Consider the following 24,780-nt stretch of genomic DNA (forward strand, 5'->3'; position numbering starts at 1 on the left):
CCCAACGTATCGATAGGCCCACCGGCGCTACCCGCCGCGATACTGCTCGTCGCTGACATGCTCCAGCCAATCCACAGCCTTGCCGTCGAGCGCTTCCTGAATCGCAAGATGCACCATGGCCGTATCGGGTGCTGCACCGTGCCAGTGCTTTTCGCCCGGCGGGAACCAGACGACATCGCCCATACGAATCTCTTGCACAGGGCCACCCCAGCTTTGCACGAGACCACGGCCGGCGGTGACAACCAGGGTCTGGCCGAGCGGGTGCGTATGCCAGGCCGTCCGAGCGCCGGGCTCGAAGGTGACGCTGACAGCGCGGACGCGCGCCGGGTCTGCGGCCTCGATCACCGGGTCCTGGCGTACCGTGCCGGTGAAGTATTCCGCCGGGGCGCGCATCGAAGGTCTCGATCCACCGGGTATGATGTCCATATCTCGTTCCTCCCATTTTCGTGTGTGGCGCTCGTCGTCAGCGAAAGTGCGCTACGGCCAACAGGCCCGACCTCGCCCGCGAGCCTATCATAACCTGTGGATTGTCACAGTCGGACAGGCCTCACGGGCGATCTCGCAAAGATGCTCGTGGTGCGTCAGATAGATCACCTGGCCGACGCGGGCCATTTCGGCCATCTGCTCGAAGGCGCGGCCGGCGCGTCCGTCGTCGAAGGTCTCCATGATGTCGTCGGCGATGAAGGGCAGCGATTCGCGCGCGGCTGCGATTTCGTGATAGCCGGCGATTCTGAGCGCCAGATAGAGCTGAAAGCGCGTGCCCTTGGAGAGATCCTTGGCAAGCTTCGACCCACCGGCCGCCGCATTGGCGATCAGGAACTCCTGTCCCCGGTCGGACTGCGCCGACAGGCCGGAATATTCTCCGCCGCTGATCCGGCTGAAGGTCTCCGACGCGCGCCGCATCATTGCGCTGCGATGCCGCTCGCGGAAAAGCCGGAGCGCGGTCTCGGCGGCGATTACGCCGGCGCGAAGCCGCAGATAGGCAAGCGCCTTGTTTTCGATGTCGAGCAGCAACGTCCGCCGCTTCTGTTCGAGTTCTGCGACCGTGTCGCCGCCTTCGACAGCCGCGAGCGCCTTTTCTCTTTCCCGCATCTCCGTATGCAGTTCACTGACGTCGCGGTCGCTTTGTTCGAGTGCGGCATCCATCCGTGCCAGCTCCAGCCGCACCGCCGTGTCATCGAGTTCCGCGAGCAAAGCCTCCGCCTGCGTGCTCTCGGCGACATCAAGGCGGGAGGCAAGATCCGCCTCCGATTCGGCGATGCGTTCACGCAGGCGCTGCTGTTCCCGACCGGCCTCGAATAGCTGCGCGGCCTCATCGAGCGTTTCGCAGTCGAAGAATTCAAGCACCTGCCGCCTGCGCGCCACATGGAGTTCCCGCTCCGCACAGGCGACACGCCGCTCTTCCTCCAGGCGGGCGATTTCGGCGAGGAAGGTTGCGCGGCGATCCGAAAGCCGCTGCGCCTCGGCGGCGCGCGTCTTCAACGTCATGTAGGTCGTCAGTGTGTCATCAGCGGCCGTCCCGCGGGCAAGCTTGGCAATGGCACGGTCGAATTCAACCTGGTCCTTGCGCATGCCGGCGATGCGATATTCGAGGTCGGCCTTGCGCTGCGTCAGCTTATCGAGCTCCTGCAGGATCGTCAGCATCGGACCGGTCTGCTCTGGAGTCAGCGGTTCGCTCCGCGCGGCCAACCAGCTTTTGGCAAGAAGTTCCGACCATTGTTCTTGCCACGCGTCCATCGCGTCTTCAGCCAGATCGAGCGCCGACTGCCGGCTTTCCAGAAGCGTTCGCGCCCGCTTTGCCGCCTCACGGGCTGCGTTGCGGGCGCCGTCCAGCGCACGCGCCTGCGACACCGCCTGCTCGGCGGCAAGGAGAAGGTTGTCGAGCCGCTCCGGCAGGCGTCCGTCGATATCTATGGCCGCAAGCTCCTCGCGCAAGCCGGCAATCGCTTCGGCCTCCTCGGAATGGGCGCGATCGAAATCCTGGCGCGCCGCGCGCAAATGCGCGCGCAGGTCCAGCGCCGCAAGCCGTGTGGTCAGCCAAGCCTCCAGCTGCGTCAGACGCATCACGCTAGGTAAGCCGCAGGCCAAGACGGCTGTTGCCAAAACCTGCGCTTGCGTCGCCGCGTCGGCCAGAGATTGCTTCTCCTGCTGACGCAGCGTCGCGATGCGGGCACGCCGCTCGGCGATCGACAGCGACAAGCCGCGCATGTCGGCAAGCTGCGCCGTGTCCGCAAGGCGTCGCGCGGAAACCTCATCGTCTTCGCTCATCGCCTGCTCGAAGGCAGTGGCCGTTTCCAGAGCAAGCTCCGCCTTGTGCTGGCGCCACGCTTCATTGCGGCGCTGGCGCAGTGCTGAGGCCGAGAAATCGTCCATCGTGCCGCCAACGGCGGACAGCCCGGCCAGCCGCGCCTCGTCCCCCGCCAGCAACTCCTGCTCGGCGGCGATGCGGTCGACAACTCGCAAATGCCGCTCCTCCTGACTGGCAGCTGCCCTGCGCCAGGTCTCCAGCGTTGCCGGCGACGGGGCGTCGAGCGCGAGCAGGTCATCGGCCGTTCCGGCAAAGGGCCTCAGCTGCACAAGCTTGTCGGCGAGTTCCGCATCCAACCGGTCGATGGCCTGTTGCGCCGCCTGCTTGCGCAGGACGCAGTCACTGCGTCGCAACAGCGACAGCTTTTCGGCAAGTCCGGAGACGTCCGCTGCCCCCTGCTCTTCGAGCCGTAGCAAATCGCCTTCAGCGTCCCGATCTGATTCGACGGCGCTCTGCAGCTCCAGGCGAGCCGAAGCGACACGCTCGACGAGGGCCGAGTGCCGGCGCGCCAAATCCTGAAGCTGCGCGCCGGTCCCGGCCGCAAGTAAAAGCGACGCGGGATCGCGGTCGGCCGGTTCGCCGAGCCGCAACAGGCAGCCAAGAATTTCTGCCCCGGTCCGCGCCAGATCCTCCAATCGAGACGGCATGTCGCGCGCCGCGGTGACATAACGTGCATCAAGCGCGGTTTCCTGAAGCGCGGTCAGGCGCTCGATCAGGCAGAGACCTTCCTTGTCGAGCGGCATTTCCTCGAGCGCATCGCGGCGATGCTGCATCTCGCTGTCGATCTGTCGTAGCCTGATCTCGGTCTCCGCCTCCTGGCGCCGAAGCGCCGGCAGTTCACTCGCCCACTCCGCTGGCGGTACCGGCAGCGGCGGAGCGCCCGCCAGTTCCGCGCGGAGGGCGCGCAGCCTGCCGAAATGGGGCAACGCTTCGACCTCGGCTTTCAGGCGGGCCCGCGCCAGCCGCAACTCGGCTCGACGCGTGATCGCTTCATCGTGGCGTTCACGCGCCTGCGTCAGCGTTTTGCGCAGCGCCGCATATTCGCGTGCATTGATATCGAGCGCATTGCGTTCGACCCTCAGGGCCTCAAGCTCGCCTTTCAGTTCCGCAAGCTGATGCTTGCGCGCCTGTGGCCGGTAGAAGCCGTCGGCCTGCCCGCGCAGGGCTGCAAGGATCGCCGTGCTGTCCGGAAGGCCCGAGCTTGCCGAAAACAGCAGCGACCCGAGTTCGCCTTCGCTTTTCAGGATCGCCTCGCCGCCCTTCTCGATGCTCTCGTCGTCCAGCGAGAACATCATTTGGTAGGTGTCGCGATCGATCGCGCCGAGCGCTCCGGAAAACAGGTTGTCGGGCAAGGGCTGGTCGTCGAGGCCGACCAGCGAGTTCGTCTTTCGCTTGATCCGGAAGACGCGATCGCTGCGGCCGGCCGCTTCGATCGTGCCGCCCACGCGCATCGTCTGGTAAGGGTGCAGGAAGCCGTAGGGGCTCGAATGCTCGATGCCGAAGAGCAGGTCGAGAAAACCGGAAAACAGAGTCGACTTTCCAGCCTCGTTGGGGCCGTAGACGATGTGGAGGTCGGGAGTGCCGGGCACGCCATCGCCGAAGTCAAGGCGACGATCGGTAAACTTGCCGTAGCGGACGAGATCGAGCGCGCTGATCCGCATCAGTGGCCACCCTCGCCGGCGCCGCCGCCATGAAGATGGGCGAGCACCTCGGCGGTTCCCGACAGACCGGCTTCAAACGCCAGCCGCGCGACCGCCTCTTCGTCCGGTGCCAGCGATTGGCGAAGCTCGGGCGGAAGCTGTTGCAGGACGTCTTCCACGGCCGCCAGCACGTCCTGGCGAAACCCGTGCGCCGGCAAGACGTCCGCTTCGACGAGCGCCGCCAGCTCTTCGACGGGATCGAGCATGGCGCCCGGTTTTTCGGTCCGGGCGTTGCCGCAGGTGAGTTCGACCTTCTCGATCCAGCAGCCGGCGATGCCGGCGGCGATGTTGTCGATCTCCGCCCGCAACAGGTCCGCGTCACGGCGAAGGCGCCAGGCCAAGGGCGTCGCGCCGGCGAGCGTCAGACGCAGGATGACGTTCTCTGCCGCTGCTTCACCACAGGTGTGCGAAAGCGCCTGCCTGACGGCATCGAGCATGTCGCGCCATTCCGAGATGCCCGTCAGATCGACACGAAGGCGTTCGAAGCTGGCGATGCCGATCGCCCGCTCGGCAAGACTGACATGGCCGTCGTCGTCGACCGTGACGAACGACACGCTCTTCACGCCGACTTCGTTGATGTCGCGACCCTGCGGCATACCCGGCATGACGATGAAGGGCTCCGCCGCATGGACCTGCCGCTGGTGGATGTGGCCAAGTGCCCAGTAATCGAAGCCATGGGCAACGAGATCGGCGACGCTGCAGGGGGCATAGAGATCGTGACCCGCGGCACCTGCGAGGCTCGTGTGCAGCATGCCGATGTTCACCGCGCCGGGCACCGGCGGCTGGAAGGCCGGAAGCAGGCTTTCGGGCGCATGCGGGCTGGCGAAGCTTACGCCGTGCACATAGACGTCGCGACCGCTTGCCAGCGTCTTGGCGACCACCGCCTTTGCCCTGCCCTTGAAGACGTGGGCGGATGGCGGCAGGGTCAGTTCATTGGTGACCTGCGACTGGGCGTCGTGGTTGCCGCGGATGATGAAGACGCGGATGCCGTGTTCATCCAGCCGGCGCAGTTCCCGTCCGAGAAACAGGGCCGTGTTCATCGACGTCTGGCTGCCGTCATAGAGATCGCCGGCAATCAGCAGGGCATCGGCCTCTTCGGCGATGCAGAGATCGACGATCTTGACCAGAGCCTGCCGCGACGCCCCGCGCACGATCTCTGCGAGGTCGGCATTTCTAAGGGCGAGGCTGCGGAGAGGCGAATCGAGATGCAGGTCTGCGGTATGGACGAAACGGAAGGGCATGGCCGACCATGGCCGTCCCGCCACCGCCCGTCAATCAGCCGTCACACGTCATCCACTTGCGAAATGCGCAGGCTCCCGGCAAGCATATTTCAGCCTGCTGAAGTAAAGGCGGCGCTAATACAAATGCGGTTGGCGGCGATTGTTAACATCGTCTGTTCAAGACATCGCGGCGCTACCTGCAAATATCAGATTATACTCACTTTAATTGATTAGGGCTTTTGTAAGATCTTGTTCGATAGGTTTGCCCCGGCTGCGTTTCAAGCGCGTCCAGGCACCGGAATGATTCCTGCTTCGGCTATCCGCTCCGTCATGACGATCAAGAGCCGGAATGACTTAATTCAAGTACAATTTTACGGACGGCCGTCCTTCCGGGGGTACCATGTCACGGCTCAAGATTTCCCACACGCTTATTGCCCTTTTCCTCGTGGTCGCCGTTATCGTTTCGGCGCTTGCCGTTTCATCTCTCGGCGGCATCAAGATGATGAACGAGCGCAACAACGAGATCGCCACCACCTGGCTACCGCGCGTCTCGCTTTCCCGCGCGCTCGAAACGCAGCTTTCCGATACCCGCATGGCGTTTGCCCGCCATCTGATTTCCCTGACGCCGTTTGAAAAGAAGGCAGCGGAAAAGGTCATCGGTGAGACCGTCGGAGGCTTCAACAAGCTCGCCGACGAATATTCGAGCCTGATGGTCACCGATGCCGACAAGGCGGCGCTCGACAATGTCCGGACTGCCTATCAGGCCTATCTCTCCGTCGCCGAAGGCATGGTCAAGCTCTCCAACAACCTCGAGAACATGAAGGCGCAGAGCGTCTTCAAGGTCGAGATGCGCGAGACCGAAGGCAAGGTCGACGAGGCGATCAAGGAAATGCGGGCGCTGAACCTCACCGGCGCGGATGCCGCCGTTGCCGCAAGCTCGGCCACGCATGACCAGATCCGCATGATCGAGATCGGCGTCATCGCCCTTGCCGCCGTCATCGTGCTCGGCGCCATCCTCTATGCCGTGCGCGGCATCGCTCGCCCGATCCAGATCATCACCCGCTCGATGGCACGCCTTGCCGAAGGTGACACCGACAGCAGCATCCCCTATGGTGCCCGCAAGGACGAAATCGGCGAGATGGCCCGTGCGGTCGAGGTCTTCCGCCAGGCGGCGATCGCCAATCAGCATCTCGAAGCCGACGCCCAGACACAGCGCGCCAAGGCGGAAGCCGAGCGTCTGCGCGTGACGGAAGAAGCGGAAGCAGCAGCCCAGCGCCGCCTTCAGGAAGCCACCGCCGGTCTTGCGAGCGGCCTGCGCCGCCTTGCTTCGGGCGATCTCGCCTTCCAGCTCAACGAACCCTTCTCGCCCGATTTCGAGCAGCTGCGTCACGACCTGAACCAGGCTGTCGCCCAGCTCGCCGACACGCTTGCCGCCGTCTCGTCAGCATCGGGCAGCATCGACAGCGGTGCCCGTGAAGTCAGCCAGAGCGCCGACGACCTGTCGCGCCGGACCGAGCAGCAGGCAGCGTCTCTGGAAGAAACGGCGGCAGCACTCGACCAGATCACGGTCAATGTCGGCAATTCGTCAAAGCGCACTCACGAGGCCCGCAGCGTTGCCGGCCAGGCCAACGAAAGCGCCCGCAAGTCCGGCGCGATCGTCTCCGGCGCGGTCGACGCCATGGGCCGCATCGAGCATTCGTCGAGCCAGATCTCCAACATCATCGGCGTCATCGACGAGATCGCTTTCCAGACCAACCTGCTGGCGCTCAACGCCGGCGTCGAAGCAGCACGTGCCGGTGATGCCGGCAAGGGTTTCGCCGTCGTCGCTCAGGAAGTGCGCGAGCTTGCCCAGCGCTCGGCCAACGCGGCCAAGGAGATCAAGGATCTGATCCGCAACTCCGCCGTTGAAGTCGAAAGCGGCGTCCGTCTCGTGCGCGAAACCGGCGAGGCTCTTCGCACGATCGAAGGCTTCATCGTCACGATCAACCAGCATATGGACGCGATCGCCGTCTCGGCACAGGAACAGTCCGCCGGGCTCTCCGAGGTCAATACGGCCGTCAACCAGATGGACCAGGTCACCCAGCAGAACGCGGCGATGGTCGAGGAAGCCAATGCGGCAAGCGCGACGCTTGCCCAGGAAGCCGGCCGTCTGCGCGAACTGATCGCGCGCTTCACGCTCGCCGAGGCTGGCGGTCACGGCTACGCCCAGTCGACCAACGGCGCGCGCTGGGCCGCCTGATCGCGATCGGAGGCGACGCGCAAGTCGTGTGACGCGCAAACGGTCGCCTGTCGCGAGAATTTCTTGCCACATCGAGTGAAACGGCCGCCAGAAATGGCGGCCGTTTCTTTGTCGGCAATGGAGTTACCGTGAAACGCCGGAGGTTTGTGTCGACAAATGCGGCAATTATAACTATCACTAATGTTACTGCCATTTCACATGGCACCTCATGAAATTCCAGCGACGATCATGAAGAAGACATTTGAAGTTTCCGATAGACTGTTCGAGCTTTACCACCGGGTTCACCGGCTGGTGAACGAATCGATGACCGAGGAAGGCGTGTCGCTGGCGCGCAGCAAGTTCCTCTTCTTCCTCAGCAAGCTCGGCCCCTGTCGTTCGACCGACATCGCCTGCGCGCTGAACTTCGCGCCGCGCACCGTCACCGAAGCGATCGACGGCCTGGAGCGTGACCGCCTGGTCATGCGCAAGCCCGATCCTGAAGACCGGCGCGCCAAGATCGTCTCGATCACCGAAACGGGCCGCGTCGTACTGGAAGCCGCAGAGCACCCGCGCAAGCAGCTGCTCGAGGAGATCTTCTCGGCCCTCGACGACGAAGAACTCGACGCGCTCTTTGATATCGTCGGCAAGCTGGTCGACCGGACGGACGAGATCCGCAAGCGCAAGGATGAGGCCGAAGAGGCAGCGCAGATCGCGATCGCCCGCTAGGAGCGTTCTCGCTCGTCGCAAATCACAAGTGCCGAAACAGAAAGAGGCCGGGACGTCATGTCCCGGCCTCTCCCGTTTTCTCCGGGCGGTAACGCTTACATCGCGTTGATTGCGCCAATGGAGAAGAACAGGGTTTCGCCAGAGGAGTCGTCGACGCCGTCATTGTCGGTGACGACATAGCCGTTGCCGGCGGCATCGACGGTGAAGCCTTCGACCTTGTCGACGACGTAGCCATTCAGCGCCTTCAGTTCCGGAATGAGATCACGAACCTCTTCCTTCTTGACGACGGGCAGTTCACCGCCAAGGGCAGCTGGCTTCAGTTCCGAGAGCGCAACGCGATAGATCTTCTTCAGCTTGGCAGCCTGACCGATCAGGTTGTCGCGCTCGATGACATAGGCATAGTCGCCGTGGACGGAAATTTCCGACAGACCAACCCAGCCGTCACCGGCCTTTTCGAGCGGGTAGCGCACGGCGCCCCATTCTTCGCTCTTCAGGTTGTAGGAGACGAGCTTGACGAAGCCCTTCTCGTCATCCTTCCATTCGCGCTGAACCGCCATCCACAGCGTCTGCTCGTCGCCTTCGCCGACAACGGTGATGCCTTCGAAGCCAAAGCGGGTTTCGCCGGCACGCAGCGCTTCCGGCAGGGCGATTTCCTTCTTGATCTCGCCCTTCTTGTTCACGTGGAAGATCGCGTGGCTGTAGAGCTGGTCGGAGTTGCCTTCCGACGCGAGCCAGAAGCCCCCTTCCCCGTCATTGGCGATGCCTTCGATGTCGAGCTTCTGCGCCGGTGCGCCATCGCGGGTGATGGCGAGCGCTTCGGTGATCAGCGCCGGCTTCTGGGTGGCGTCGATGGTGAAGATCGTGGGCTGCGACGAGTAGACCGAATCGTTGACGGCGCGCAGGAAACCGGGCTTGTCGGCAACGGCAGCGAGACCGGAGAGTGCGCCGAAGCCGATCGGCAGGCCATCCTTCTCGGCGGAGCGGATCTGCGGATAGACCGCTTCGCCCTCGGCACGCTCATAGATCATCACGTGCGAGCGCGCGCCGCCGTCCTCGACGAGATCGACTTCGTTTGCGGTCGCAAAGAGATTGCGCGCGGGGATCGCGACGGCGCCTTCCGGCGAGATGCCCGACGGCAGGAGCTGCAGCAGCTCAGGCTCGGCGCCCGTATCCTTGTAGACGCCGACGATCGAGGCACGTTCGGACAGAACGAAGAACAGGTTGTCGTCACCGAACTTCGCCGCTTCCAGGCCCTCGGGCTCAACGCCCTTGGCCGAAGAGCGCTTCTCGGGATAGTGTCCGATGGCGGCAATCGCATGCTCGAAGCTCGCGCCCGATTCGAAGAGCACCTTGCCGGTGGTGTCGAAGATCGTGAAACCGCGCGAACCGCCTTCATAGTCGCCTTCGTTGGCAACGACGATGCGGTTGTCGCCGAGCCACTTCACCGCGTCGGGCTCGCGTTTGCGGCCCGGCTGCTCGTCCTTGAAGGCAATCGCGCCGTTGCGCTTGGTGTCGATGTTCTTGAGGTCGACCGTGCCGGCAGAGAAATGCGTCTTCACCGTTCCCGTCTTGCCGTCGATGATGACGATGTGGTTGTTCTCCTGCAGCGTCAGCGCGATCTCGTCCTTGCCGTTGAAGGAAACGAATTCCGGCTCCGGGTCTTCACCGGCGATTTCGGCAAGACCGGTCAGCGTCACGCGCTTCAGCGAACCGCAATCGGCAACACCATCCTTCAACGACAAGATGACGAGGTCGCCGGCCGGCATCTGCGGGATCTTGCCGTCGTTCAGCTCTTCATCGCGCTCGTTCTCGATGGCGATGGCCGCCAGCGTGCGGTCCTTGTTGACGGCGATCGAATCCGGCTGGCCGCCGAGATCGCAGGTCGCATCGACTTTCTTCGAGGCCAGATCGACGATCGCAAGAAGCCCCGAAGGCTTGACGAAGCTTTCGCGCGTGTTGACCGCGACGAGTGCCTTTGCACCGGCGATGGTGACCGAGGTCGGCTCGCCGGCAAAAGAGACCGTGCCGGCTGCCTTCGGCGCCTTGGCATCGGTGATGTCGATCAGGCCGACGCGCTTGCCGGGGCTGTCGGAATAGACAAGCGTGTTGCCGTCTTCGCTGGCCGTGATGATTTCGGCAGATGTCGGCGCCTTGCGCGCATCGCCTTCCGGCAGGTTATCGGCAACAGCAAAGGATGCAATGCGGTTGAAGACGGGCTCGGCCGCCGCAGGAAATGCTGCGGATGCAAGAAGAACGGCCGCAAGCGCGGTCACGCGCGAAGTGATGGTCATGAAATCCCCCATGTGCGAACACTGAAAACATGGGGGTTCTGCGCGATGCCGATGACAGCCGAATGACAACGCTTGGGTTTTACACCGTTCCGGTTGCAGGCGCGGCGCGCTCGCGCCGCATCTCGTTGCGCATGATGAACAGCGAGGCGCCAAGGATCAGCACTGCGCCGACCCAAAGATATCCTGTCGGCGCGTAACCGAAGACCAGCCAGCCCGCAAAGACGTTAAGCGGCAGCTTCAGATCGTCGAAGGGCTGCACATAGGCAGCGTCGGCAACAGTATAGGCGAGCGTCAGCAGATATTGCGCGACTACGGTCAGTATCCCGGCGAGCAGCAGGAAGCCGAGTGCTGTCCCATCCGGCATGGTGAAGCCGGCCGAAAGCGCGATGGCGCCGTTGATCGGGGTCAGAAGCACAAGCAGCCATACGGTGATCGTTTCGGGGCGCTCGAGACTTGTGAGGCTCTTGGTGATGAGCGACGAAGCGCCCCACAACAGCGCCGACAGGATCGGCAAAAGGGCGGCCCAGCTGAAGCTGTCCGACCACGGTTCGAGAATGATCATCGCCCCGGCGAAACCGACCGCGGTTGCGGCCCAGCGCGCCGCGCCGACGCGTTCGCCGAGAAACAGGCGGGCGCCGAGGATGATGAAGAACGGTGAGGTCATGACCAGCGCGATCGCCTGCCAGATCGGCACGTGCGCCAGACCGGAGACCCAGGCCCCCACACCGAAGGCGGCCAGCACCACGCGCACGACGTGACGCCAGGGATAGTCGGTGCGCATGGCCGACAGCCCGACGCGTCGCAGAAACGGCAGTGAGAAGAGGAAGGCGAAGGCATATTGCCAGAACGCCATGGCGGTGGCTGGAAAACCGAGCTTCATCGTCAGCCATTGGGTGACGACATTGAGGCCGGCGAAAGCGATCCCAGCCAACACCATGAAGCCGGCTCCGGCCATGGCGCGCGAGGAGAAAAAGCCGAGGGAAGTCTGATTCATGTCATGCACCCTGAAAGCGGACCAAACACAAATCAGGACGCATGAGCGCACGGCACGACGCCGGGCATCCCTACCCTTCGTGCCAGCGACCATTCTCTTTCATCCGGACTATGACCGTCGGCTCCGGAGTTGCACCGGATCTGCTGACCCTCTCCCCAAAAATCGAGGAAAGGCGCTCGCGGGCTTGGGCCACCTTCGCGCGTCTCCAAGACGCCGCGCTGTCATGCCCTTACCGCCGGTGGGGACTTTCACCCCGCCCTGAGAATGGGCAAGCCCTAGAGCAAATGACGGACACTCGCAAGGGCTGCCCCAAAAATGCGAAAGGGTCCGGCTTGCGCCGAACCCTCGAATACCTGGACTGCCGGCCTCGTGTCCGGCCGCCAAGCAAATCTCATCAGCCGTTGACGGCATCCTTCAGGCCCTTGCCGGCCGTGAACTTCGGCACGTTGCGTGCCGGGATGTCAACTTCCGCACCCGTGGACGGGTTACGGCCCTTCGAGGCTTCGCGGCGCGAAACCGAGAAGTTGCCGAAGCCGACCAGGCGAATGTCGCCGCCGTTCTTCAGCTCAGCCTGGATGGTCTCGAAAACTGCATCAACTGCAGAAGATGCGTCGGTCTTGGAAAGTCCGGCCTTCTCAGCAACGGCAGACACGAGCTCATTTTTGTTCATGTTTCCACCCCTTTCAGATTGGTTCGAAACGACTGTGTTTTAAGGCGCGGCGGCTTGCGCTTCGCCCGCGTCTTGCCTTTCCCAATTGCGCCTAATCCCTTGGAATGCAAGGCTTGCAGGGCGCTTTTACAACAAAAAAGACCGGCCAATGGCCGGTCTTCCCAATTTTTCTGCAAAATGAGCGCCGCGCGAGCCGGCTGCACCCATTTTCAAGCCCCCGTCAGTGGGCGACGGAGGAGCCTGCTTCGTCCTGCGAATCAACCGGTGCTACGGTTGCCGGCTCGTTTGCCGGGTCCCAATCGATCGGTTCCGGCATGCGCACCAGAGCGTGTTCGAGCACTTCGCCCACCCGCGAAACCGGGATGATTTCGAGCGCGTTCTTCACGTTGTCCGGGATCTCGGCGAGATCCTTGGCGTTCTCTTCCGGGATCAGCACCTTCTTGATGCCGCCCCGCAGCGCTGCCAGGAGCTTCTCCTTCAGACCGCCGATCGGCAGCACGCGGCCGCGCAGCGTGATCTCGCCGGTCATTGCGACATCCTTGGAGATCGGGATGCCGGTCATGATCGACACGATCGTGGTTGCCATGGCGACGCCGGCCGACGGGCCATCCTTCGGCGTCGCACCTTCCGGTACGTGCACGTGGATGTCACGCTTGTCGAACAGCGGCGGTTCGATGCCGAAGTCGATTGCGCGCGAGCGGACATAAGAAGCCGCCGCGGAAATCGATTCCTTCATCACGTCGCGCAGGTTGCCGGTGACGGTCATGCGGCCCTTGCCGGGCATCATGACGCCTTCGATCGTCAGAAGCTCGCCGCCGACCTCAGTCCATGCGAGACCGGTGACAACACCGATCTGATCGTCACGTTCGGCTTCGCCGTGGCGGAAGCGCGGAACGCCCAGATAGTCGTTAATGTTGGCAGCGTTCACTTCGACCTTCTTGGCCTTGCCCTTGATGATCTCGGTCACGGCCTTGCGGGCGAGCTTCATCAACTCGCGTTCGAAGTTACGCACACCGGCTTCGCGGGTGTAGGTCTGGATGACCGCCATCAGCGCGCCGTCTGTGACCGAGAATTCCTTCGGCTGCAGCGCGTGGTCGCGGATCGCCTTCGGCAGCAGATGCCGCTTGGCGATTTCCAGCTTTTCCTCTTCCGTGTAGCCGGCGATGCGGATCACTTCCATGCGGTCCATCAACGGCGCCGGGATATTCAGCGTGTTGGCGGTGGTGATGAACATCACGTTGGACAGGTCGTATTCGACCTCCAGGTAGTGGTCCATGAAGGTCGAGTTCTGTTCCGGATCCAGCACCTCGAGCAGCGCCGACGACGGATCGCCGCGGAAGTCCTGGCCCATCTTGTCGATTTCGTCGAGCAGGAACAGCGGATTGGACCGCTTCGCCTTCTTCATCGACTGAACGACCTTGCCCGGCATCGAGCCGATATAGGTGCGGCGGTGGCCACGGATCTCGGCTTCGTCACGAACGCCGCCCAGCGCCATGCGCACATATTCGCGGCCGGTCGCCTTGGCGATCGACTTGGCGAGCGAGGTCTTGCCGACGCCCGGAGGGCCGACGAGGCACAGGATGGGGCCCTTGATCTTGGTCGAACGCGCCTGCACGGCGAGATACTCGACGATGCGCTCCTTGACCTTGTCGAGGCCGAAATGATCGACGTTGAGCACTTCCTCGGCATGGTTCAGGTCGGTCTTGATCTTCGACTTCTTGCCCCAGGGCAGGCCGAGCAGCCAATCCAGGTAGTTGCGAACGACGGTGGCTTCCGCCGACATCGGGCTCATCTGGCGCAGCTTCTTCAGCTCTGCATCAGCCTTTTCGCGCGCTTCCTTGGAAAGCTTGGTCTTGGCGATACGCTCTTCGAGCTCGGCCATCTCGTCGCGGCCGTCTTCGCCGTCGCCGAGTTCCTTCTGGATCGCCTTCATCTGTTCGTTGAGGTAGTACTCGCGCTGGGTCTTCTCCATCTGGCGCTTGACGCGCGAGCGGATGCGCTTTTCCACCTGCAGGACGGAGATCTCGCCTTCCATGAAGCCGAGCGCCTTTTCCAGGCGCATCTTCACGCTGGTGGTCTCCAGCATTTCCTGCTTTTCGACGATCTTGATCGACAGGTGCGAAGCGACCGTGTCGGCCAGCTTCGAATAGTCCTCGATCTGGCTGGCAACGCCGACGACCTCGGGAGAGATCTTCTTGTTGAGCTTTACGTAGCTTTCGAATTCGGACACGACCGAGCGGCTGAGCGCCTCGATCTCGACCGGATCTTCCTCCGGCTCGCTCAGGCTATGCGCCGAAGCCTCATAGAATTCCTCGCGCGGCGTGTAGCCGTCGATTTTGGCGCGCGCGCGGCCCTCGACCAGTACCTTGACGGTGCCGTCGGGCAGCTTCAGCAGTTGAAGAACGTTGGCGATGGTGCCGACTTCGTAGATCGCGGACGGTTCCGGATCGTCGTCTGTGGCGTTGATCTGGGTGGCAAGCATGATCTGCTTGTCGGTGCCCATGACTTCCTCAAGCGCACGGATCGATTTTTCGCGGCCGACGAAAAGCGGCACGATCATATGCGGGAAGACTACGATGTCGCGGAGCGGCAGGACCGGGTAGGTCGCGCTTTCAGTCGCCGGTGACGTTTTGTTCGTCATGTCATTTCCTTTCCGTCCCGATTTCGGGCCCGTATCCGGGAGCCCTACAGGCACTCCCGGCTGTCATATTTTCCACATGAAAGTGGAGTGCGACCGCGTCCATTTCAAGGCTCGACGCAGACATCCACAAACAGTGGCCGGGTCCTTCTGACTACGCATCAATGCTGTTGCGGACCTTGCGACGGACTACAAGCTCATGGACCGCAACCATTAAGGTCCTTCATTGAATCGTCACATCATTGCGTTGTTTGCGGCACTTTAGCAACAATCGAATTGTGAAATCTGCGCCCCGGCGCAGGTGTCTCAACAGCTAAGTGTGAACACATGAAGCAGACATGAAAAAGCCCGCACGAGGCGGGCTTCTCAAAGGGTAATTCAGGACGCTCAGGCCGAAACGTTGGTCTTTTCGTCCGACCGTTCCGAGTAGATGTAGAGCGGCCGGGCAGCGCCCTTGACCACCTCGTCCGAGATGACCACTTCGCGCACGCCTTCGAGCGTCGGCAGCTCGAACATGGTGTCGAGCAGGATCTTCTCCATGATGGAGCGAAGGCCACGGGCACCGGTCTTGCGCACGATCGCCCGACGCGCGATCTCGCGAAGCGCGTCCTCGTGGAAGGTCAGTTCGACGTCTTCCATCTCGAACAGGCGCTGGTACTGCTTGATCAGAGCGTTCTTCGGCTCGGATAGGATCTGGATCAGCGCATCTTCATCGAGATCTTCCAGCGTCGCCAGAACCGGCAGACGACCGATGAATTCCGGGATCAGGCCGAACTTGACGAGATCTTCCGGCTCCAGTTCGCGCAGAACTTCGCCGACACGGCGATCTTCCGGCGAGCGGACCGTTGCGCCGAAACCGATCGAGGTCTTCTCGCCACGGGCGGAGATGATCTTGTCGAGGCCGGCAAAGGCACCGCCGCAGATGAACAGGATGTTGGTCGTATCCACCTGCAGGAATTCCTGCTGCGGATGCTTGCGGCCGCCCTGCGGTGGTACCGAGGCAACCGTGCCTTCCATGATCTTCAGAAGCGCCTGCTGCACGCCCTCGCCCGATACGTCGCGGGTTATCGACGGGTTGTCGGACTTGCGCGAAATCTTGTCGACTTCGTCGATGTAGACGATGCCGCGCTGGGCGCGCTCGACGTTGTAGTCGGCAGCCTGAAGCAGCTTCAGGATAATGTTCTCGACGTCTTCACCGACATAACCGGCTTCGGTCAGCGTCGTTGCGTCGGCCATGGTGAACGGCACGTCGATGATGCGGGCGAGCGTCTGGGCGAGATAGGTCTTGCCGCAGCCGGTCGGGCCGACCAGCATGATGTTCGACTTCGCAAGCTCGACGTCGCTGCCCTTGGCGGCGTGCGCCAGGCGCTTGTAATGGTTGTGAACGGCGACCGAAAGGATGCGCTTCGCCTGCTGCTGGCCGATGACGTATTCGTCCAGAACCTTGATGATTTCCTGAGGCGTCGGAACACCGTCGCGGGACTTGACCATCGAGGTCTTGTTCTCTTCGCGAATGATATCCATGCACAGTTCGACGCATTCATCGCAGATGAACACGGTCGGTCCGGCAATCAGTTTTCGGACTTCGTGCTGGCTCTTGCCGCAGAACGAACAATAAAGTGTATTCTTCGAGTCACCGCCGTTGCTTCCGCTGACCTTGCTCATTTCCACTTCCTTCCAGCACGCCGGACACTTTCAAGATAAGTATCGCGGACCACTCAATTTGCCCTGAGCCTCAACCTCAAACAGGGCTTCCGGGAGTACTCACCGCCCCAGGCGTAAACGCCCGACGCAGTCGCAACGACTCTCCCAACTCCGAACGAACACTACGCTGACAGATTCCAACATAGCATTAATGGTTCATATTACCGGCTTTACCCTGTCGATAAAGCCCTTGAGCCATTACAATTGTGTCACAATTACATCTATCCCGACACAAATGCGCGTTATCAGGCCTGCTCGCCGCCCTCGATCTCTTCGCGCGAGGTCAGAACCTTGTCGACAAGGCCCCAGCTCAGAGCTTCGTCCGCATTCATGAAATGATCGCGATCGAGCGTCTGCTCAACCTCTTCATAGGTCCGTCCGCAGTGCTTGACGTAGACCTCGTTGAGGCGGCGCTTCATCTTCAGGATGTCCTTGGCGTGGCGCTCGATATCCGAGGCCTGGCCCTGGAAACCGCCCGAGGGCTGGTGAACCATGATGCGCGCGTTCGGCGTCGCGAAACGCATGTCCTTGTGGCCGGCGGCCAGGAGCAGCGAACCCATCGAGGCGGCCTGACCGACGCAGAGCGTCGAAACGGCCGGCTTGATGAACTGCATCGTGTCGTAGATCGCCATGCCCGACGTGACGACGCCGCCCGGCGAATTGATGTAGAGCGCGATTTCCTTCTTAGGGTTTTCTGCTTCAAGGAAAAGAAGCTGGGCGCAGACGAGCGTTGCCATCTGGTCTTCGACCGGGCCGGTCACGAAGATGATGCGCTCCTTCAGAAGGCGCGAAAAGATATCGTAGGAACGTTCACCGCGGTTGGTCTGTTCAACAACCATCGGCACCAGTGCCAGGGCGGTATCAACGGGATTTCTCATATCGAACCTTCATCAATCGGGTTCGCAAAACCTTTGCGAACCGGGAATCACGGGATTTACCTTCTGCTCCTACATAGAGTGTCAACACCCTTCACTTCAAGTCGCGAAGCTTCGATAAGCTTAATCGAAGGTCCGCTTTGCTTCGAAGTTCGGCCGTCCTCCACACATGGTTGGCGATAGAACATTTTTCCATCGATATCCTCGGTTGAGGCCATGGACGCAAACTCTGCACACAGGCTTCGGTGATATCGGTAAACGAAGGGGAAATCCGCGAACCTGGGCGCTGTTCACAGCTGCGACTCGATCGGCAACACACGGATTACCCCGGCGATCATGCGCCTTGCCAGGCTCGCGTCCGGCTCGTGGCGCACCAGCCGCTCGGAGCCATTGGCGCGATCACGCCAGACAAGACGCGATCCTTCGATGTCGACCCGGTAGCTGATCGACGGCGAAGTTTCCTCCTCGAACATGGAAGCCAGTTCGCCGGCGAGTGCCGCATCCTGAAAGACGACGCCCATTTCCGTGTTGAGTGAAGCGGAGCGCGGATCGAAGTTCATCGAGCCGACAAAACCGTTCAGGCCATCGACCACGAACGCCTTGCTGTGCAGGCTCGCGTTGCGGCGTCCGAACAATGTCATGCGGTGTCCCTCGGCGACATCGCCCTGCTCCTTCAACTCGAAGAGCGCGACGCCGGCCCGGATGAGCTTCCGGCGATATTTGACATAACCGCCGTGAACGGCGGCAACGTCGGTCGCTGCAAGCGAATTGGTCAGGACCGCCACGCGAGCGCCGCGCGAAACAATGGCGGCGAGTTCCCGCGTGCCGGCAACGCCGGGAATGAAATAGGGCGAGATTATCCGCAAGTCCCGCGTGGCTGCCTCGATCAGCGGAAAGAGTTCGCGCAACAGCCAGTTCTGGCGCCGCTGCATCAGCGCCTTTTCCGGCGGATCGGATGCCAGACGGATCTCGGAACTCCAGTGAAGCCGCCGTGTGCCTTGGTAGATCTCCGCCTCGTCAACCGCCTTGTCGACGCGCTCGAGATAGAACCGGCCTGCCGGCGTGCGCGCCAATCCTTCGACGGAATCGCGCAGTGCCGGCAGATACTGCTTGCGCGGCGTGCGCAGCGCCGCGATCGGGAGCACGGATGTGCTGTTCCAGTAGCGGTCGAACATGGCGGATGCCTGCTCCAGCACGGGTCCGACCATCCAGACATCGAGGTCACGGAAATTGGAGAGCTCGGCGGCATCGAAATAGGCGTCTCCGATGTTGCGGCCGCCGGCTATCGCAACGCGGCCGTCGGCTACCCAGAGCTTGTTGTGCATGCGGCGCGTGGCGCTGAAGGCGCGGATCGCCATTTCGAAGCCGCGGCGAAAGCGGTCGGTGCGCGCCCGGCTCGGATTGAAGAGCCGTACGTCGATATGGGGATGGGCGTCGAGCGCGATGCACATTCGGTCATGGATGCCCGCATTGATGTCGTCGAGCAGCAGCCGGACGCGCACGCCACGGTCCGCGGCGGCCAGGATCTCGCGGGCGAGAAGAAGACCGGTCAGGTCGCCCTTCCAGTAGTAGTACTGCAGGTCGAGGCTGCGTCCGGCGCGCCGTGCTGCGTGCGCTCGGACCACCAGGGCCTCAATATTATCGGAAACAAGCGCCACCCCATTGGCACCCGCCTGCCCCGCAACGAGCGGCGCCACATATCGGTCGAGCTCCGTGCCGGCATCGGCCAGCGGGAGTGCGCTTGACGGCGGCCCGTGCGGGCGGCGGCCGAACCGGCCGTAGACATAGAGAACCGTCGCCACAACCAGTCCGAGGATGGCGGCAACGGTGAACAGGATAGAGGATCCCATCGAAAACTCGCCCGTGCCTTTAGGCCGCCCCCGTACGCCCGGCTTCGACCCGTCGGCCGTCTCTTTGTTCCGGCTGCGCCGCCTTCAGGTCGATCGAGGCCTTTACCGGCAGATGATCCGAGGCAATCCGCGCCAACGGCGAATCGTGCACGGCGACCGACGTCACCAGGCTATGCGGGTTTCCGAGCACACGGTCGAGCGGCAACAGGGGAAAGCGTGAGGGAAAACTGGCGACCGTCGCGTGGGACGGATCGAATACCGGGCTGAGGAAGGACAGCGACGAACGCCGCCCCATCCGCCATTCATTAAGGTCGCCGATGAGCAGCGTCGGCCGCCCGTTCGCGTCGGACGCTGCCTCGAGGATCGCCTCGGCCTGCTGGGCACGCGAATGCCGCAGAAGTCCTAGATGGGCGGCGATGATGCGCAGCGGCCCCACTTTCAGATCGAGATCGACGACCAGCGCACCGCGCGGTTCCACGCCGGGCAGCTTGAGCTGCCGCACGTCGGAAACGGCGCCCTCACGCAGCAGCAGGACATTGCCGTGCCAGCCATGCCCCTTGGTCGAAAATCCGGAAATCGGCACCGAAACAAGGTGTGCCTCGCGGCGCAAATGCTCGAGATCGAGCAGACCGGCACGCTCACCGAACCGCTGGTCGGCCTCCTGAAGCGCGACGATATCTGCGCCCAACTCACCGATGACATTGGCGGTACGACCGGGGTCGAAGCGCCCGTCGGTGCCGACGCATTTGTGAATGTTGTAGGAGGCGATTACGATATCGCCACGGCTGACCGCGGCTTCGCGATGAACGACGGTGGGGCGTCTCTTGCGGATCGCAGCGACGATCCCCGCCGATAGACTGGACTGGTTTTTTCCCATGCCGCTCCCTGCTTGCTGGCCGCATCATGCGCAAATAGGTCGCCTGGTGCCACAGAAAAAGGGAGGAAAGCGGAAGTTTGTTCCCCGCGGATAGCACGCCTGGAGATACGGACGCCGGCAGCAAACGCGCGCTACCGGCGCCCCTTCCCGCGCTTTCGTTCAATCGGCCGGCCCTGCAAACAGGATCAGATTTCCGTCGGGATCGAGCACGATAAACGTCCGTGCGCCCCAGGGTTCCGTGCGCAACGTTTGGTGAAAAAAGACCCCGGCCGACTGGTAGCTCAGGAACAATTGCTTGATGTCATTGGCGGTATCGAGGGCGATGGAGGCGGAAAGCAGGTGCTCGCGCTGCCGGATGTCGCCGACGAAGACGGGTTCGCAGACGAGACGCAGAGCGAGCCGAGCATTGTCCCGGATCACCTGCCCGTAGAAGGGCGGATCGCCGTAGACGAAATCGACCGCAAAGCCGAGCTTCTCGGTGAAGAAGTCGCACGCGGCGCTGATATCGGCAACGAACAACTGCGCGGCTGTCGATTGCAGCACCGGCTGCGGTGTGGCGGGTTTGGATTGCATGGTCATTGTCAGGGCTCCTGATTTGAGCGCCTGCCAACTGTCGAACCCCGATTGACGCGCGATCAGTTCCTGCGCGTCGGCGAGCTTGAACTCCGACTTGAGAATAGTCTCGTCGTCAAGATCGCGGAAGCGCGGCAAGGCAGCCCTGATCTCGGCTGCGACCGGATAGTATTGGTCGCGATGCCATCTGAGGTATTGCTTCGCTTGCTTCTTCAGGTTTTCAAGGTTTGGCATGGGCGCAACTACGGTCTGTGTTCCGTAGGCGGGCGTTGCCCTTTCAGCCCTCTGCCGATGCGCCCTACGCAGCCAGCAGAGATTGGCCGCCATGGCACGTGCTGTCAACGCCCCGATGGCGGCGGGTGCCGATATCCGCCCTTGCCGGCCGAACCGCGGTTCCCTTAGACATAGGGACCATTGAAGTCCGCGAAGAGCCGCTGCCATGCCTGCCATTTCCATCGACCGCACGCTGAGGCGCGTTTCCATCGACGCGCGGGATCCAGCCTTCTACCGTGATCCGCTCGCAGCCTATGCCGAGATCCATGCGCAGTGCCCGGCCTTCTTCTGGGAGGAACGTCAGCAATGGTATTTCGCCGGCTACGACCTGGTGAACGCGCTTTTGCGCGACCGACGCTTCGGCCGGCAGATACTGCATGTGGCGACACGCGACGAACTCGGCCTGCCGCTGCCGAAGCCGCATCTGAAGGATTTCGACGCGCTCGAAGCGCATTCGCTGCTGGAACTCGAACCACCGGCGCACACGCGGCTGCGCACGCTCGTCAACCGGGCCTTCGTCTCGCGGCAGATCGAACAGCTGCGGCCGGACATCGAGCAACTGTCGCATGCCCTCATCGACAGCTTTGCCGATGACGGCGAGGTCGAACTGCTGAAAAGCTTTGCCGAAACGCTTCCCGTGACCATCATCGCCCGCATGCTCGGCATTCCCGTCGAAGCGGCGCCCGATCTGCTCGACTGGTCGCATCGCATGGTTCGGATGTATGTCTTCAACCCGAGCTACGAGACCGAACTCGACGCTAACCAAGCCTCCGCAGATTTTGCCGACTATCTGCGCGGCATCATCGCCGAGAAGTGCCGCACCCCCGCAGACGACCTGCTGACGCACATGATTACCTCGGAAAAGGATGGCGAGCGGCTGTCGGAGGCGGAGCTGGTCTCGACCACCGCCCTCCTCCTCAACGCAGGTCACGAGGCGACCGTGCACCAGATCGGCAACGCGGTGAAGACAATCCTGCAATCCGGGCTTCCGGCGAAAGACCTGTTTGCCACGGAGACGGCAACCGCGCTGACGGTGGAGGAGTGTCTGCGCTTTGCGGCACCGCTGCATATTTTCCAGCGTTATGCGCTCTCGGATATCGAACTCGATGAAGGCGTCACTCTGCGAAAGGGCGACAAGATCGGCCTGCTGCTCGGAGCGGCGAACGTGGACCCGAAGAAGTTCACCGGACCGAACGCGTTCCGGCCGACGCGCGACGAAGGCGCCAATGTCTCTTTCGGAGCGGGCCTGCATTTCTGTATCGGCGCGCCGCTTGCCCGGCTGGAGCTCAATCTGGCGCTGCCTATTCTGTTTCAGCGCCTGCCGAACATGCGGCTGAAGAACGAGCCCGAGGTCAAGGACGCGTTCCATTTTCACGGCCTGGAACGCCTCGACCTCGTCTGGTGACGAGCACCGAAGACTGATCTCCGGTGCCCCAGCGATCACAGACGGATGACATAGTCCTTGCGGGTCGTCTCCACGACCTCCCAGGTGCCCTCAAAGCCGGGACGCAGGATCATGCTGTCGCCGGCGCGCAGATGCGCCGCTTCGCCGCCATCCTGCGTGACGATCGAATAGCCTGAGAGGATGTGGAAGTATTCCCACTCCTCGTAGACGATCCGCCATTTGCCGGGCGTCGATTCCCAGACCCCGGCATAGAGACCACCTTCGGCCTCCTCAAGGTTCCAGGTCTTGAACTGCGGCGCACCTGAGATGAGCCGGTCGGCCGCAGGCGTACCGATTTCCGCCTCGGCGGTGGACAGGTCAAACTTCTGCATATTCGTCATCTTGGCACCCTTGCGAAGGGCGCGCTGGCGCGCCCTTCGCAGCTAGTGTTTCAAAGCTTTGCCAACGACTGTTCGAGATCGGCGATGATGTCCGAAACATCCTCAATGCCGACCGACAGGCGCACGACGTCAGGGCCGGCACCGGCCGCCACCTGCTGCTCGGGCGTGAGCTGGCGATGCGTGGTCGAGGCTGGGTGAATGACGAGCGAGCGCGTGTCGCCGATATTGGCGAGGTGAGAGAACATTTCCAGCCCCTCGACGAAACGCTTGCCCGCCTCGTAGCCACCCTTGAGCCCGAAGGTGAAGACGGCACCGGCGCCCTTCGGCGAATAGCGCTGCTGCAGGGCGTGGTTCGGGTCGTCCTCCAGCCCGGCATAGTTGACCCAGGAAATCTTGTCGTGCGTCTTCAGCCACTTGGCGACCGCAAGTGCGTTGTCGCAATGGCGCTGCATGCGCAGCGGCAGCGTTTCGGAGCCCGTTACCAGCATGAAGGCATTGAACGGCGAGATCGCCGGACCGAAGTCGCGCAGGCCGAGGACACGCGCGGCAATGGCGAAGGCGATGTTACCGAAGGTCTGATGCAGCACGACGCCGGCATACTCCGGACGCGGTTCGGACAGCATCGGATACTTGCCGGACTTCGACCAGTCGAAGGTGCCGCCATCGACGATGACGCCGCCCATGGAGTTGCCGTGGCCGCCGATGAACTTCGTCAGCGAATGCACGACGATATCGGCGCCATGCTCCAGCGGCCGCAACAGGTAAGGTGTGGCCATGGTGTTGTCGACGATCAGCGGCAGGTCGTGCTTGCGGGCAACCTCGGCGATGGCGGCAATATCGACGAAGGTGCCGCCGGGATTGGCGAGGCTCTCGATGAAGATCGCCTTGGTGCGCCGATCGATCTTCGCCTCAATGGAAGCCGGATCGGCAGGGTCGGCCCAGCGGACCTGCCAGTCGAAGGACTTGAAGGCGTGGCCGAACTGGTTGACCGAGCCGCCATAAAGCCGGTTGGCGGCAATGAAATTGTCGCCCGGGCTCATGATCGTGTGGAAGACGAGGAGCTGTGCGGCGTGGCCGGAGGCGACGGCGAGCGCCGCCGTGCCGCCTTCGAGCGCGGCAATACGCTCTTCGAGCACTGCCTGCGTCGGGTTCATGATGCGGGTATAGATGTTGCCGAACTGCTGGAGACCGAAGAGTGCCGCCGCATGGTCGGTGTCGTTGAAGACGAAGCTCGTCGTCTGGTAGATCGGCGTCGCCCGTGCACCCGTGGTTGGGTCAGGTTGCGCCCCCGCATGGATTGCGAGCGTGTTGAAACCAGGATTGTCTTTCGTCATTTCGTCCCTCCCGTGACCAGAGCGCGGCCGCCAACCGGCGCGCCGGAGATGCTCTATCACCTTGAATCTACGCGTGAACCGCTATCGAACCTGCGCAGTTGCACGCGCAAGCCGCGGCACTATTCCAGAGCCTTCGCATGCGGTCAAAGAGGATTTTTCAAGAACTGACGGTTGTATGGTCCGCCGGCGATGTGCCGCCCGAGATCAGCCGATCAGGCGTGGGTACTCGATCGCCGGACAGCGGTCCATGACCACCTTGATGCCGGCGGCTTCCGCTTTCGCCGCAGCGCCGTCATGGCGCACGGAGAGCTGGCCCCAGATCGCCTTCGGCAGCGTCTCCAACGCGAGAATCTCGTCGACGAGCGCCGGCAGGGCGTCGGCAGCGCGGAAGACGTCGACCATATCGATCGGCTCCTTGATATCGGCGAGCCGGCCGACCACGGCCTGGCCTTGGATGCTCTTGCCGACATGCCCGGGATTGATCGGGATTACCCGGTAGCCCTTGCGCAGCAGAAACGCCATGACCCGATGGCTCGGACGCTCAGGATTCGGCGAAGCGCCGACAAGGGCGATCGTCTTGGTCTCGCGCAGGATGTCTGCGAGATAATAGTCCGGGTAAGCGTCGTGGTTCATCTGCAGCTTCGGATCCGTTCGTGTTAAACGGTCGTATAATGATGGCGAGGCCGGCCAAGTCAACCGTGCGGCCCGCTCGTCCCCCGCCAAAGATTGCCGCTTCCGCAAGAC

At 62.6% G+C, this 24,780-nt stretch carries 18 protein-coding genes and 1 riboswitch; of the genes, 3 read left to right on the forward strand and 15 right to left on the reverse strand.

Annotation, left to right across the window (positions count from 1 at the left end; all coding sequences use genetic code 11):
• Positions 1 to 27: 27 nt before the first annotated feature.
• The 3 genes from ASD01_RS28770 to ASD01_RS28780 all read right to left on the reverse strand — a co-directional run bounded on the left by ASD01_RS28770 (position 28) and on the right by ASD01_RS28780 (position 5,249).
• Positions 28 to 426, reverse strand: coding sequence for a (R)-mandelonitrile lyase (locus ASD01_RS28770; RefSeq protein WP_034803594.1), 399 nt, complete (start codon positions 424 to 426; stop codon positions 28 to 30).
• An 87-nt stretch (positions 427 to 513) separates the two neighbouring features.
• Positions 514 to 3,969, reverse strand: coding sequence for an ATP-binding protein (locus ASD01_RS28775; RefSeq protein WP_034803602.1), 3,456 nt, complete (start codon positions 3,967 to 3,969; stop codon positions 514 to 516).
• On the reverse strand, positions 3,969 to 5,249 hold the full coding sequence (locus ASD01_RS28780; RefSeq protein ID WP_034803605.1) for a metallophosphoesterase family protein: 1,281 nt from the start codon (positions 5,247 to 5,249) through the stop codon (positions 3,969 to 3,971). The genes ASD01_RS28775 and ASD01_RS28780 overlap by 1 nt, the downstream gene beginning before the upstream one ends.
• 379 nt (positions 5,250 to 5,628) lie before the next feature.
• On the opposite strand from ASD01_RS28780, the gene ASD01_RS28785 reads away from it, so the two are divergent.
• Together ASD01_RS28785 and ASD01_RS28790 are read left to right on the forward strand one after the other, a co-directional pair.
• The gene (locus ASD01_RS28785; RefSeq protein ID WP_034803609.1) at positions 5,629 to 7,467 is read left to right on the forward strand and encodes a HAMP domain-containing methyl-accepting chemotaxis protein; all 1,839 of its coding nucleotides are present in this window, start codon (positions 5,629 to 5,631) and stop codon (positions 7,465 to 7,467) included.
• A gap of 228 nt (positions 7,468 to 7,695) precedes the next feature.
• Positions 7,696 to 8,172, forward strand: coding sequence for a MarR family winged helix-turn-helix transcriptional regulator (locus ASD01_RS28790; protein WP_034803611.1), 477 nt, complete (start codon positions 7,696 to 7,698; stop codon positions 8,170 to 8,172).
• 95 nt (positions 8,173 to 8,267) lie between these two features.
• Here the strand turns inward: ASD01_RS28790 and ASD01_RS28795 are convergent, their stop codons facing one another.
• The 9 genes from ASD01_RS28795 to ASD01_RS28835 form a co-directional block, all read right to left on the reverse strand.
• A complete protein-coding gene (locus ASD01_RS28795; RefSeq protein WP_162251055.1) occupies positions 8,268 to 10,475 on the reverse strand; it encodes an esterase-like activity of phytase family protein in 2,208 nt (735 codons plus the stop codon).
• A 67-nt stretch (positions 10,476 to 10,542) separates the two neighbouring features.
• Positions 10,543 to 11,457, reverse strand: a complete 915-nt coding sequence (locus ASD01_RS28800) for a DMT family transporter (RefSeq protein WP_034803614.1) — start codon at positions 11,455 to 11,457, stop codon at positions 10,543 to 10,545.
• Positions 11,458 to 11,544: 87 nt separating this feature from the next.
• Positions 11,545 to 11,727: riboswitch (FMN riboswitch) on the reverse strand.
• A gap of 124 nt (positions 11,728 to 11,851) precedes the next feature.
• Positions 11,852 to 12,127 (reverse strand): DNA-binding protein HupB, encoded by a 276-nt coding sequence (hupB, locus tag ASD01_RS28805; RefSeq protein WP_034803616.1) that lies wholly within the window; start codon positions 12,125 to 12,127, stop codon positions 11,852 to 11,854.
• A gap of 220 nt (positions 12,128 to 12,347) precedes the next feature.
• Positions 12,348 to 14,768 (reverse strand): endopeptidase La, encoded by a 2,421-nt coding sequence (gene lon / locus ASD01_RS28810; protein ID WP_034803619.1) that lies wholly within the window; start codon positions 14,766 to 14,768, stop codon positions 12,348 to 12,350.
• 384 nt (positions 14,769 to 15,152) lie between these two features.
• On the reverse strand, positions 15,153 to 16,430 hold the full coding sequence (gene clpX / locus ASD01_RS28815; RefSeq protein WP_034803621.1) for an ATP-dependent Clp protease ATP-binding subunit ClpX: 1,278 nt from the start codon (positions 16,428 to 16,430) through the stop codon (positions 15,153 to 15,155).
• 284 nt (positions 16,431 to 16,714) lie between these two features.
• Positions 16,715 to 17,347, reverse strand: a complete 633-nt coding sequence (locus ASD01_RS28820) for an ATP-dependent Clp protease proteolytic subunit (RefSeq protein ID WP_034803630.1) — start codon at positions 17,345 to 17,347, stop codon at positions 16,715 to 16,717.
• 287 nt (positions 17,348 to 17,634) lie between these two features.
• Positions 17,635 to 19,194 carry a phospholipase D family protein gene (locus ASD01_RS28825; protein ID WP_034803632.1) on the reverse strand — a complete coding sequence of 520 codons (1,560 nt, stop codon included), beginning with the start codon at positions 19,192 to 19,194 and terminating at the stop codon, positions 17,635 to 17,637.
• A gap of 19 nt (positions 19,195 to 19,213) precedes the next feature.
• A complete protein-coding gene (locus tag ASD01_RS28830; protein WP_034803635.1) occupies positions 19,214 to 20,071 on the reverse strand; it encodes an endonuclease/exonuclease/phosphatase family protein in 858 nt (285 codons plus the stop codon).
• 159 nt (positions 20,072 to 20,230) lie between these two features.
• Entirely contained in the window at positions 20,231 to 20,878 is a 648-nt protein-coding gene (locus ASD01_RS28835) for a VOC family protein (protein ID WP_034803637.1), read from the reverse strand.
• Positions 20,879 to 21,083: 205 nt separating this feature from the next.
• On the opposite strand from ASD01_RS28835, the gene ASD01_RS28840 reads away from it, so the two are divergent.
• The gene (locus tag ASD01_RS28840; RefSeq protein ID WP_034803650.1) at positions 21,084 to 22,322 is read left to right on the forward strand and encodes a cytochrome P450; all 1,239 of its coding nucleotides are present in this window, start codon (positions 21,084 to 21,086) and stop codon (positions 22,320 to 22,322) included.
• A gap of 35 nt (positions 22,323 to 22,357) precedes the next feature.
• Here ASD01_RS28840 and ASD01_RS28845 read toward each other — a convergent pair whose 3' ends face one another.
• The 3 genes from ASD01_RS28845 to ASD01_RS28855 form a co-directional block, all read right to left on the reverse strand.
• Positions 22,358 to 22,702: a cupin domain-containing protein gene (locus tag ASD01_RS28845; RefSeq protein ID WP_034803653.1), complete on the reverse strand. Its 345-nt coding sequence runs from the start codon at positions 22,700 to 22,702 to the stop codon at positions 22,358 to 22,360.
• 50 nt (positions 22,703 to 22,752) lie between these two features.
• Positions 22,753 to 24,036: an O-acetylhomoserine aminocarboxypropyltransferase gene (locus tag ASD01_RS28850; protein ID WP_034803656.1), complete on the reverse strand. Its 1,284-nt coding sequence runs from the start codon at positions 24,034 to 24,036 to the stop codon at positions 22,753 to 22,755.
• Positions 24,037 to 24,240: 204 nt separating this feature from the next.
• A complete protein-coding gene (locus tag ASD01_RS28855; RefSeq protein ID WP_034803659.1) occupies positions 24,241 to 24,669 on the reverse strand; it encodes a CoA-binding protein in 429 nt (142 codons plus the stop codon).
• Positions 24,670 to 24,780: the final 111 nt, after the last annotated feature.

The sequence above is a fragment of the Ensifer sp. Root423 genome, assembly GCF_001426275.1.
Taxonomy (GTDB): Bacteria; Pseudomonadota; Alphaproteobacteria; order Rhizobiales; family Rhizobiaceae; genus Ensifer; species Ensifer adhaerens.